Below are 12077 nucleotides of genomic sequence, written 5' to 3'. Positions count from 1 at the left end.
CCTTAGAATCTTACTTTGACTAAATAAAGAATAAAAAATCGATCTATGAGAAAGATCTATTTACACAAAAGATTTGACAGTTTCGTAATTTTATGACTTATCGTCATAAATATAACACTATTTTAGACCAATTTTTAAGATAACGTTACAATTTCATAAAAAACTGAACACCGTCAACCTACGCCCGACTAAAGTCGGGCGCTTTTAACAAGACTCCATAACTCACTAGAAAAGCGAGTTTGTCTAGTTTTGTATAGAGAGCATGTCCTAACCTCGATAAAGTTTTCTCCACATATGTGGAGGTGATCCCCACATCTCCAAAGGTGAAGCCCGCATGGGTGACGTTTTCTCCACGTATGTGGAGGTGATCCTAATCCATCTCATACATCTGCACTTGTGGCTTCGTTTTCTCCACGTATGTGGAGGTGATCCTGGAAAGCCGCACCATTCATCAATGATGTCTTGGTTTTCTCCACGTATGTGGAGGTGATCCTCATATGTACCTGCATGGCTATCATTTTGCCACGGTTTTCTCCACGTATGTGGAGGTGATCCTCGACTTATTTTGTCATGGGAAAAGGTAGCACAGTTTTCTCCACGTATGTGGAGGTGATCCTAATTTAAGTCGTTTAAAGTCCAAACTTCTCTAGTTTTCTCCACGTATGTGGAGGTGATCCTTACAATAACTTTGGTACACGATTTGAAACTTTATTTTCTTCACAAAAGTGGAGCTAAATTGACGCAGTGAAAGAAAAATCACAAGCAAAAGTCCTATAATCGGAGCTTTTTTCTTTTCCATTAAACTTCCTATTAAAAGATTACCCTTGAAACTGGTAAAATAGATAAGTAAGTATAGAGAACAATTTTTATAAAAGGGGAATAAAATGGCAGATAAAAAATTACTTCTAATCGATGGTAACTCTGTAGCTTTCAGAGCCTTTTACGCTCTTTATCGTCAACTAGAATCTTTCAAGAGTCCGGACGGCCTGCACACTAATGCCATTTATGCTTTTAAGAATATGCTCGATGTCCTTTTAAAAGACGTTGATCCAACCCACGTATTGGTAGCTTTTGATGCAGGAAAAGTCACTTTTAGAACAAAAATGTACGGCGAATACAAAGGTGGACGTGCGAAAACTCCAGAAGAGTTGCTCGAACAAATGCCTTATATTCAAGAAATGCTGCATGACTTGGGCATTAAAACTTATGAATTAAAGAATTACGAAGCAGACGACATCATTGGTACTTTTACTGCGAAGGGTGAAAAGGCCGGGTTCACAACCACGATCGTAACTGGTGACCGCGACTTGACCCAACTTGCGTCCGACAAGACGACTGTCGAAGTAACTAAATCTGGTGTTTCTCAACTTGAAGCTTATACACCAGAACATATGAAGGAAGTTAATGGGGTAACTCCAACCGAATTCATCGACATGAAGGCCTTAATGGGTGATAACTCTGATAACTACCCAGGTGTCGAAGGTATTGGTCCTAAGACAGCGTCTAATTTAATTCAAGAATATGGTTCAGTAGAAAATCTTTACGATCATATTGATGAAATGAAGAAATCTAAGCGTAAGGAACGTTTAATTCGTGATAAAGACAAGGCCTTTTTAGCTAAAAAACTTGCTACTATTGACCGTGATTCACCAGTTACCATTGATATTGATGACGTAAAACGCGAGCCAGTTGATTATGAGAAACTGCGTCAGTTCTATGAAAAGATGAATTTCCGTAAGTTCTTGGCAGAACTTAATGCGTCAGGTGCTGGTCAAGGTAGTGCAGATGTTGAAAAAGTTGAATACACCGTTTTAAATGATGACAATGTCAAAGATGTCAAAGCTACTGAAAAAGACACTGTTGAATTTTATCTAGAAATGCTCGGTGCTAACTATCACCTAGCTCCTTTTGTTGGCTTCAGTTTGAAGCTCAATGACAAGATCTACGTTTCAAGAGACGTGGAATTGCTTGAAGAAGATAATATCAAGCACATCTTAGATGACGAAAAGATTAAGAAGAATGTCTTTGATCTAAAGAGAACAATGGTTGCTGCACATCGTTTGGGCATTCACACTCACGGTCTTGATTACGACATGCTTTTGGCATCCTACTTGATCAATAATGAAAATAACTCCAACGATCTTGGTGAAATCGCTCATCTTTATGGTGATTACTCCGTTAAGACTGACCTTGAAGTTTATGGCAAAGGTAAGAGTGAACATGTTCCCGATAATGACGATGAATTGTTCAACCACTTAGCTTCCAAGGTCAACGCTATCGAATCACTCAAGAAGCCACTGCTTGAAAAACTCAAGGATCACGAACAAGATGCCTTGTTTGATACGATCGAAATCCCAACCGCGCGCGTTTTAGCCAGAATGGAAATGAACGGGATGAAGGTTGAAGCCAGCACTTTGCTTCAGTTGCAAAATGAATTTGCCATTAAGTTGAAAGAGCTTGAAGACAAGATTTACAGTCAAGCTGGTGAAAAGTTCAATTTGAATTCACCTAAGCAATTAGGTCACATTTTGTTTGAAAAGCTTGGTTTACCACCAATCAAGAAGACCAAGACTGGTTACTCAACTTCAGTTGAAGTGCTTGATCAATTGAAGACACAAAGTCCAATCGTTAGTGAAATTTTGGATTACCGTCAAATTGCCAAGATTCAATCTACCTATGTAAAGGGGCTGCTTGACGTTATCCAACCAGATGGTCGTGTACATACACGTTACTTGCAAACTTTGACTGCAACTGGTCGACTTTCCAGTGTGGATCCTAACTTGCAGAACATCCCTACCCGTACCGAAGAGGGTAAGCAAATCAGAAAAGCTTTCGTGCCAAGTGAACCAGACGGCTACATTTTCTCTTGCGACTACTCACAAGTTGAACTTCGTGTTTTAGCTCACGTTTCGGGCGATCAAAACATGCAAGAAGCCTTCAAGACCGGTTATGATATTCACTCACATACCGCGATGAAAATTTTCCACTTGGATTCACCAGATCAAGTAACGCCACTGATGCGTCGTCACGCTAAGGCTGTTAACTTCGGTATCGTTTATGGTATTTCCGATTACGGTTTGTCCAAGAACTTAGGCATTTCTAGAAAACGTGCTCAAGAATTTATCGACAACTACTTCGAACAATATCCTCAAATCAAGGATTACATGAATAAAGCAGTACAAGAAGCGCGTGACAAAGGCTATGCCGAAACAATCATGCACCGTCGCAGATACTTGCCAGATATTCATGCTAAGAAATACACCGTTCGTGCCTTTGCTGAAAGAACTGCTATTAATTCACCAATTCAAGGTTCAGCTGCCGATATTATTAAAATTGCAATGATTAACATGCAAAAGAAGTTAGATGAACTACATTTGAAGACTAAAATGGTAGTGCAGGTACACGATGAATTGATTTTTGATGTACCAAAAGATGAGCTAGAAACAATTAAAAAGATTGTGCCTGAAGTAATGCAATCAGCTGTTAAGTTGGACGTGCCACTAATTGCTGATTCTGGCTGGGGACACAATTGGTATGATGCAAAGTAGGTGATAAAATGCCTGAAATGCCTGAAGTTGAAACAGTTCGAAGAACGCTGCTTCCTTTAGTTAAGGGAAAAACTATTAAAAAAGTGATTTTGTGGTATCCAAAAATTGTGGCGACTGATCATGAAAAATTTTTATCTGAATTGCCTGGTAAAAAGATTATCGATATTGATCGCTACGCCAAGTATTTGCTTATTCGCTTGAGTGATAATTTAACGATTGTTTCTCATTTGCGAATGGAAGGAAAGTATCATTTAACTGCGTCTGATGCGCCTAAGGATAAACACGATCACGTTGAGTTTGTTTTTACTGATGGAACAGCATTGCGGTATAATGATGTGCGCAAATTTGGGCGGATGCAGCTAATTTTAACTGGCACCGAAAGACAAACTACAGGGATTGGTAAGCTTGGAGTAGAACCAAATAGTTCTAAATTTACTTCAGAATATTTAATCAATGGCTTAAAGCGTAAGAAGAAAAATATCAAAAACACTTTGCTTGATCAATCAGTAGTAGCTGGTCTAGGTAATATTTATGTTGATGAGGTTCTTTGGCGAACCAAGATTCATCCTTTAAGTCAGGCCAATAAAATTCCTGTGGAAAAAGTATCTGAATTACATGATCAGATTAATAAAATTATTGCCGAAGCAATTAAGCTGCAAGGTACTACAGTTCATTCCTTTTTGAATGCGAATGGACAAGTTGGTGGCTTTCAAAGTAAATTGCAAGTTTACGGTCATGTAGGTGAGCCCTGCCCAGTTTGTGGTACTAAATTTGAAAAAATTAAGGTTAATGGTCGGGGAACCACTTTTTGTCCTCATTGTCAGGTGATTTATAAATGAGTTATGTCTTAGCATTAACAGGTGGAATTGCCACCGGTAAAAGTACTGCTGATGATTTTTTTAAAAAGAAAAACATTCCGATTATTGACTGTGATCAAATTGCCCACGAACTGATGAAACCCGGCAATGCATCTTGGCAAGCGATTAAAGATCATTTTGGGGTAGAATATTTAAATTCAGACCAAACAATAAATCGTAAAAAATTAGGGCAATTAGTTTTTAGTAATAAAAGAGCCTTGTCTGAATTAAATCAGTTGACGCATCCGTTAATTTTCGATAAAACAGTAGCAAAGATAAAAGAATATCAGAATTTTGCTCTTGTTATTTTAGATGCACCAGTGTATTTTGAAGCGGGATTGGATAAAAAACATGTAGCTAATGGAGTTTTAGTGATTACCCTTCCTGAGCAATTACAGATTGAACGTTTAAAAAAGCGTAATAATCTATCTGACGAGGAAGCAAGAATGCGGATTAATAGTCAGATGCCATTAGCTGAAAAAGAAAAAATGGCCGATTTTGTAGTGGCAAATACTGGTACAATAAAAGAATTAGAAAATAAACTAGAACAGATATTAATTAAGATCAAAGAAGAGGGATAGCTATGGAATGTCCAAATTGTCATCAAAATGCCTCCCGCGTTATTGATTCACGTCCTAGTGATGAAAACCGTGCAATCAGACGACGCAGAGAGTGTGAAAATTGTGGTTTTCGTTTTACAACTTTTGAAAGAGTAGAAACAGCTCCGTTACTTGTAATTAAAAATGACGGTACGCGTGAACCATTTAATCGCAAGAAAATCTTGCATGGTGTAATGGCTGCAGGACAGAAACGACCAATTAGCAGTGAGCAATTTGAGCAATTGGTTGATCATGTTGAAAATAAAGTAAGAAAGCAAGGCATTAGTGAAATTTCATCTAAGAAGATTGGTCAATACGTTATGGATGAATTGGCTGATCTTGATGATGTGGCTTACATTCGTTTTGCATCTATTTATCGTGAATTTAAAGATATGTCTAGCTTTATGAAGACTATGGAAGACATGATGGCTAAGAAAGGTAAGGGCAATTAGTCATGTTTGAGACGTCTGATCCCAAACATCTTTATTATGTAGCCAATCGTGTGAAGCTTTTTCCCGAAGATGAAAAAGTTTTAATCAAATTATATCAACCGTTAGTAGGTGCAGTAGCAGTAGCGCTATATCAGACTTTGATTCAAAATTATGATCCGTATGGCATAATTTCCGACTCGAAGGGGATATATTCATTGCAAGAGCAATTGGATTGCAGCTTGAAACAATTATTTGATTCATTGCATAAATTAGAGGCTGTGGGATTAGTCCAAACACTTTTGTCTAATAATGTATTCAATAATGTTTTAGTTTTTAAATTGCTGCAAGTTCCAGCTGCAGACAAATTTTTTGCGACGCCACTTTTAGCTAGTTTATTAAAAGAAAAGGTTGGTGTATCAACCTTTCATGATTTAAGTCATGCTTTTGCTCAAGAAGCAAAATTAAGGGAAAAACCTATAAAAAATGCTAAAGACGTGTCAGCAAACTTTTTTGATGTTTTTCGTTTACCTGGGGATGAAGCAATCACTCCGTCTAGTGATGTGGTTCAAGCCGCACAAGAAAATAAGATTCATGAAGTTGAAACTGCCAAGGTGAATGATCACGATAGTATTGATTGGGATTTTATCAAGCAGGAGTATAATCGCTATCAAATTCCAGCTAGTGAAATTGACCTTAATAAAGATCAAATTCGTGGTTTAATCCAAACGTATGGCTTATCAGAAAAAGAATTTGTAGATGAAAGCTTGCCATGTCTTCATGGCTCATATAGCTTAAATATGCATGACATTAGCAATACTTTAGCGGAAAATTATAAGAGGGCTAATACTAGAGAAAATGTACAAAAGCAGTTAAATGAAGGGCAAAAAAAGGCATTAGCTGTGATTAAAGATATGGATGACCATGATAAAAAGCTGTTAAAAGCAGCTAATGAGAGTTCACCCGCTGAATTTTTGTATAAAATAAAAACGCAAAAAGGCGGTATAACTAGTGCCAATGAGAAGCAGATTATTAATAATTTGCACACCCAGTATGGGTTGCCTGAAGACTTAATCAACATTTTGACCTATACATGTCTTACTTATGACACAGTAGTTAGTTCTAATTTGGCTTATAAGATTGCCAATGACTGGCTGCAACATGGCGTGGCTACAGCCGTACAGGCTTTGCAATATGTGAAAAAGCGGCGCAATAGCTTTGGTAAGAAAAAATCTGTTCGAACTTATCAAAAGCGAGTCGAAAAAGGCACTGATTGGAGTAAGAAAAAGGCTGATAGGGATGCTGGCATTTCTACCGAGCAATTGAAGAATTTATTTAAAGATTTAAATAATAAATAGGATTCAAAGATAATTGGAAGTAGGTGAAAAAATGGAGCCAATTGGCAATGTAATTAAAAAGATTGTAAAAGAGCGTAATCTGGGTGATGAACAATCTTTGATAGAACAAGCCTTGCGTGATCCTGATGTGCAGTCATTTATTCATGCAAATGCAGATAAAATTGATCAAAAGATGATTCGAAATAGTATATCTAACTTGTATGAGTATTATTCTCAAAAGCATACTGCGAGTAAGGTGATGGCAGGGTATGCTCCCCAATTATTTTTGAATGGTAAAGTAATTGATATTCGGTATGTGCCAACTAAGGCAAAATTAGCTCAAGATCGCAAGCAAGCTGCCGAGCGAAGATTACAACTAATCGATGTTCCGACTCGTCTTCATGATGTGAGTTTGAGTGAAATTGATGTAAATGATGATCGTAAACAAGTTTTAACTTTGATCTACGACTTTTTAAGAAAATATAAGCAAAATCCGCATATTCGGGGACTATATTTGTCAGGTGATTTTGGTGTTGGTAAGACATATATTTTAGCGGGATTAGCTAATTATGTGGTCACGAACATGAATAAAAATGTTGTGTTCTTGCATGTGCCAACTTTTATAGCCGGATTAGCAAGTCATTTTGACGACAATAGTTTGCAAAGTGAAATTCGCCGTTTGTCTGAATGTGATTTATTGATTTTAGATGATATTGGTGCTGAGAGTCTTAGTCAATGGTCACGAGATGACGTATTGGGTGTAATTTTACAAGCTCGGATGGATAATGTTTTACCAACATTTTTCTCATCTAATCTTGACATGGAAGCATTAGAATCTCATTTTGAAGAAACACGTAATGCGACTGATCCAGTAAAGGCTAGGAGACTTATGCAGCGAGTACGTTTTTTAGCTAAAGAAGTTGTGGTTTCTGGACCCGATCGAAGAAATTCTTTGCATTAATTTTAAAAAAGGTCTTGCATCTAAAAGTTTCGTGCGTATAATGAGAGTTAATTAAGCGAGACATGATAGCTTTCGATTCAGAGAGAAGAACCTTGTTCTGGAAGTTCTTCATTAGAAAGTTACCCCAATCGCTTATTCTCAAAGTTATTAATATTAGGTTGGATGCCTTTATCAATCCGTAAAGAGGTTAGATTACGCTAACCTGAATTTTGGGTGGAACCACGCTAATTAACGTCCCAGTGCATTCTCGCACTGGGACTTTTTTTATTATATTTTTTCTGGAGGAAAATATGAGTTTTTCAATCACTTTGCCTGATGGCTCAAAGAAAGATTTTGAAGAAAGTTTAACTATTGCTGACTTAGCTCACAACATTGCAACTTCACTTGGTAAAGCTGCTGTTGCTGGTAAGGTTAATGGTGAAATTAAGCCACTTGACTTCAAGCTTGATAGTGATAGCGAAGTTGCTATTATTACTGATAAAGATGAAGAGGGCTTAGACGTTTTACGTGCTACTGCTGCTTTTGTATTTGAAGCTGTAGCTAAGCGTGAATATCCTGAACTTCGTTTAGGTGAACATGTTGCCGATGAAGGTGGTTTCTACGTTGACACCGATAAAGATGACCAAATTAAAGTTGGTGAATTACCAAAGCTTGAAAAAGCTATGCAAAAGGTAATTAAGAACGGTGAAAAGATTGAACATGTTCAAATTGCTAAATCAGAACTTGAAGACCTTTACAAGAATGATAAGTTCAAGAGCGAACTTCTTGCTAAGGTTGAAGGCGATACTGTTGATGCTTACAAGCTTGGCGATTTTGTTGACTTTGGTTTTGATGCTTTACTTCCAAACACTGGCAAGATTAAGCAATTTAAGTTATTGTCAGTAGCTGGTGCTTACTGGTTAGGTAAGTCATCAAACCCAATGCTTCAAAGAATCTTTGGTACTGCATTCTTTAAGGAAGCTGATTTAAAGGCTGATCTTAAGCGCCGTCAAGAAATTAAGGAACGTGACCACAGAACTATCGGTCGTGACCTTGACCTCTTCTTCGTTGACCCTAAGGTTGGTGCAGGTCTTCCTTACTGGATGCCAAAGGGTGCTACTATTCGTCGTGTTGTTGAACGCTACATCATTGACCGTGAAGTAGCTGACGGTTACCAACACGTTTACACTCCAGTATTAATGAACCTTGATGCTTACAAGACTTCAGGTCACTGGGCACACTACCGTGATGACATGTTCCCACCAATGGACATGGGTGATGGCGAAATGCTTGAACTTCGTCCAATGAACTGTCCTTCACATATTCAAATCTTTAAGCACCACATTCGTTCATACCGTGATCTTCCACTTCGTGTTGCTGAACTTGGTATGATGCACAGATATGAAAAGTCAGGTGCTTTGTCAGGCCTTCAACGTGTACGTGAAATGACTTTGAACGATGGTCACACATTCGTAGCACTTGATCAAGTTCAAACTGAATTTGCTAAGATCTTGAAGTTGATCATGGACGTATACAAGGACTTCGATATTACTGATTACTACTTCAGACTTTCATACCGTGATCCAAAGAACACTGACAAGTACTTTGCAAATGACGAAATGTGGGAAAGAAGTCAAAAGATGCTTAAAGGTGCGATGGATGATCTTGGCCTTGACTACGTTGAAGCTGAAGGTGAAGCTGCATTCTACGGTCCAAAGCTTGATATTCAAACTAAGACTGCTTTGGGTAACGATGAAACTATGTCAACTATCCAACTTGACTTCATGCTTCCAGATCGTTTCGGTTTGACTTATGTAGGTAAAGATGGTGAAGAACACCGTCCAGTTATGATTCACCGTGGTATTGTTGGTACTATGGAAAGATTCATTGCTTACTTAACTGAAATTTACAAGGGTGCATTCCCAACTTGGCTTGCTCCAGTTCAAGCTGAAATTATTCCAGTTAACAACGAAGCTCACGGCGAATACGCTGAAAAGGTTCGTGCAGAACTTGCTAAGCGCGGCTTCAGAGTAGAAGTTGATGACAGAAACGAAAAGATGGGTTACAAGATTCGTGAATCACAAACCCAAAAGGTACCTTACACTTTGGTATTAGGTGATGAAGAAATGAAGTCAGGTAAGGTTAACGTACGTCGTTACGGTACTGACGAAGAAATTTCTAAGAGTCTTGATGACTTCATTAACGAAATTGATGCAGATGTTAAGTCATACTCAAGAGAAAATTAATTAATATAATTAAAAAATAAAATAAAAAACGTATGCTATGCTAGGTCTAATTAAGACGGCTTTATTGCATACGTTTTTTTTGTTGGTAAAACTAATGTAATTGATTTTTTACGTTTGTAAGTAAGAAGTAAAAAAAATGTAATCGCCTTTAACTTTTATGAAATATTTTAATGAAATAATGAAAATAGCAGTTATATAAGGGAAGGTGATAAACGTGAAAAATAAACTCATTATATTTATGACAACTGCGCTATTTATGTTAGCTATTATTGTAATGGGTCAAAATAGAGTGGATGCTGCATCCTGGGGAGCTAAGAACTTATTTACTACGCCAAAGAAAACTCGCGGAACATGGTACTATAAGCATGAAGGCGAAATCAAGAAGCTTAAAATCACAACGCATACATTTAATAAAATCAAATTGTATAAAATGTTGAGCAGTAATAAAGCAATTAAGTGGACTAAAAAATTAGCTAAGGCTGATAAGAAATCAGGATATAAATTAGCTCAAAAGGTTGGTACTTCTCAGTATGAAGCTACTGATTTCAAATTTCATAAAACACCAGGTTTTGCTGCTAATGGCTGGCTATCTAGCGATAGAGCAGATTCAGGACACACTTATGTTGCTATAAAGAAAAAAGATAAAAGTAATAATGATAAAGTAGATGCACTGAGAGTAGGAAATGGAGCAGATAATTCATTTTTATATTATTGCTATAAGAGCAAAAAATTAGTCAAATAGGTTATAATAATTTTATTGATTATTCAATCATATTTTTATATTTTGCACTGAAATCTTAATTCAGTGCTTTTTTCATGAGGATTAGACTAAATAAGATGATAATACGCCAGCGAAAAAATTATTTAACTTCTCAATTTTTATCTAAGATTAGTGCAGATGGAACTTTGAATATTGAAAGTTTGATTGTTCTGACTTGCGCAATTTTTATTGCAAGTGTTGGATTAAATGTTAATTCAACAGCTACTATTATTGGTGCAATGTTAATTTCACCTTTGATGGGACCGCTGCTAGCAATTGGCACAGGCCTTGCTTTATATGATGTTACTTTGCTGCGTAAAGGAACGATTTCATTATTAGCAGAAATTATTATTAGTTTAGCTGCATCTACAATTTATTTTCATTTTTCTCCTTTGACTTATGCTAGCCAAGAAATTATTGCACGAACTTCACCAACGATTTGGGATGTAATGATTGCGTTTTTTGGAGGAGTTGCTGGAATAATCGGTGCACGTAAAAAAGAAGCAAATAATATCGTACCTGGTGTAGCGATTGCAACAGCCTTAATGCCACCAGCTTGTACGATAGGGTATTCAATTGCAGCAGGCAATCTTAAATATTTTTTAGGATCAAGTTATTTGTTTTTGATTAATTGTGTTTTCATAATTTTGACTGCTTTTTTGGGTGTAAAAATTATGAAATGGCTAAGTTATTCTACTAAGCAATCTAAGTTGTTTTTCTTACGCAAGCCAACCTTTAAAGAGTTTGCGATAATTTTAGTAGTAATTATTTTAATTATTCCTAGTATCTTATCAGCTAATCAGATGGTGAATAAAACTCTAGTAGATCAAAATGTTCAAAATCTTGTTGTTAATGAGTTAGGCAATGTTAATCTAATTAAAGAAAATGTCGATACGCAAGGAAAAATAATTAATCTTACAGTTTCAGGTAATAAAATTAATGCTAAGAAAATTCAAGTGGCTAAAGCAAACTTAACAAAATATGACCTGAAAGGCTATTCACTGAATATTGTACAAGTAGCTCAGGTTAATCCCAATGCAGAAAATCAATTAGATCGACAAGTAAATAATATTATTAATCAGCGTCAGCATGAACAAGAACAAGCTGATGAAAAACGTCAACAAGAACAAGAAAAACGTAATCAAGAAATTCGTAAACTGTCCTCTGCAATATCTTCTGTTACTGCAGTTAGTGATAATAAAAATAAGCAAATTACTTTGATAGAGTTAAAAAAGCCGCTATCTAAGAAGAGAAAAAACGCCTTAGTAAGACAAATAAAAGATAAATATCCAAATATTAATTTAGTGGAATTTGTTCAAGAAAATATTAAAAATTAGAAAGCATATAGCATATTACTTTTAT

The 12077-nt window shown here is 36.5% G+C and carries 9 protein-coding genes and 1 CRISPR repeat array; all 9 genes read left to right on the top strand.

Going from position 1 to position 12077, the window contains the following annotated elements; all coding sequences use genetic code 11:
• Positions 1-281 precede the first annotated feature (281 nt).
• Positions 282-678: a CRISPR direct-repeat array (repeat unit 29 nt; unit sequence GTTTTCTCCACGTATGTGGAGGTGATCCT).
• 206 nt (positions 679-884) lie between these two features.
• The 9 genes from polA to JEM49_RS08575 all read left to right on the top strand — a co-directional run bounded on the left by polA (position 885) and on the right by JEM49_RS08575 (position 12052).
• On the top strand, positions 885-3548 hold the full coding sequence (gene polA / locus JEM49_RS08615) for a DNA polymerase I (protein ID WP_201874644.1): 2664 nt from the start codon (positions 885-887) through the stop codon (positions 3546-3548).
• 8 nt (positions 3549-3556) lie between these two features.
• Positions 3557-4387: a DNA-formamidopyrimidine glycosylase gene (gene mutM / locus JEM49_RS08610; RefSeq protein WP_025005309.1), complete on the top strand. Its 831-nt coding sequence runs from the start codon at positions 3557-3559 to the stop codon at positions 4385-4387.
• Positions 4384-4986: a dephospho-CoA kinase gene (gene coaE / locus JEM49_RS08605; RefSeq protein ID WP_087235662.1), complete on the top strand. Its 603-nt coding sequence runs from the start codon at positions 4384-4386 to the stop codon at positions 4984-4986. The genes mutM and coaE overlap by 4 nt, the downstream gene beginning before the upstream one ends.
• Before the next feature lie 2 nt (positions 4987-4988).
• Complete coding sequence (gene nrdR / locus JEM49_RS08600; RefSeq protein WP_025005311.1) at positions 4989-5456, top strand: transcriptional regulator NrdR; 468 nt, start codon at positions 4989-4991, stop codon at positions 5454-5456.
• A 2-nt stretch (positions 5457-5458) separates the two neighbouring features.
• Positions 5459-6790: a replication initiation and membrane attachment family protein gene (locus JEM49_RS08595; RefSeq protein WP_201874642.1), complete on the top strand. Its 1332-nt coding sequence runs from the start codon at positions 5459-5461 to the stop codon at positions 6788-6790.
• Between the two features lie 31 nt (positions 6791-6821).
• Positions 6822-7730, top strand: a complete 909-nt coding sequence (gene dnaI / locus JEM49_RS08590) for a primosomal protein DnaI (RefSeq protein WP_098036993.1) — start codon at positions 6822-6824, stop codon at positions 7728-7730.
• Between the two features lie 290 nt (positions 7731-8020).
• Positions 8021-9955 (top strand): threonine--tRNA ligase, encoded by a 1935-nt coding sequence (gene thrS / locus JEM49_RS08585; protein ID WP_201874640.1) that lies wholly within the window; start codon positions 8021-8023, stop codon positions 9953-9955.
• Positions 9956-10160: 205 nt separating this feature from the next.
• Entirely contained in the window at positions 10161-10697 is a 537-nt protein-coding gene (locus JEM49_RS08580; RefSeq protein ID WP_087176666.1) for a hypothetical protein, read from the top strand.
• A gap of 95 nt (positions 10698-10792) precedes the next feature.
• Entirely contained in the window at positions 10793-12052 is a 1260-nt protein-coding gene (locus JEM49_RS08575; protein ID WP_087235666.1) for a DUF389 domain-containing protein, read from the top strand.
• Positions 12053-12077: the final 25 nt, after the last annotated feature.

It is taken from the genome of Lactobacillus sp. A27 (assembly GCF_016742815.1).
GTDB classification, from domain to species: Bacteria; Bacillota; Bacilli; order Lactobacillales; family Lactobacillaceae; genus Lactobacillus; species Lactobacillus gallinarum.
The sequence above is the reverse complement of the archived record's forward strand: the minus strand, read 5'-3'. Positions and strand labels throughout refer to the sequence as shown.

What these genes read in the sequence shown, in the direction of transcription:
- thrS (WP_201874640.1), top strand. Translation starts at nt 8,021, where the DNA reads ATGAGTTTTTCAATCACTTTGCCTGATGGCTCAAAGAAAGATTTTGAA.
- polA (WP_201874644.1), top strand. Translation starts at nt 885, where the DNA reads ATGGCAGATAAAAAATTACTTCTAATCGATGGTAACTCTGTAGCTTTC.
- coaE (WP_087235662.1), top strand. Translation starts at nt 4,384, where the DNA reads ATGAGTTATGTCTTAGCATTAACAGGTGGAATTGCCACCGGTAAAAGT.
- nrdR (WP_025005311.1), top strand. Translation starts at nt 4,989, where the DNA reads ATGGAATGTCCAAATTGTCATCAAAATGCCTCCCGCGTTATTGATTCA.
- dnaI (WP_098036993.1), top strand. Translation starts at nt 6,822, where the DNA reads ATGGAGCCAATTGGCAATGTAATTAAAAAGATTGTAAAAGAGCGTAAT.
- mutM (WP_025005309.1), top strand. Translation starts at nt 3,557, where the DNA reads ATGCCTGAAATGCCTGAAGTTGAAACAGTTCGAAGAACGCTGCTTCCT.
- JEM49_RS08595 (WP_201874642.1), top strand. Translation starts at nt 5,459, where the DNA reads ATGTTTGAGACGTCTGATCCCAAACATCTTTATTATGTAGCCAATCGT.
- JEM49_RS08575 (WP_087235666.1), top strand. Translation starts at nt 10,793, where the DNA reads ATGATAATACGCCAGCGAAAAAATTATTTAACTTCTCAATTTTTATCT.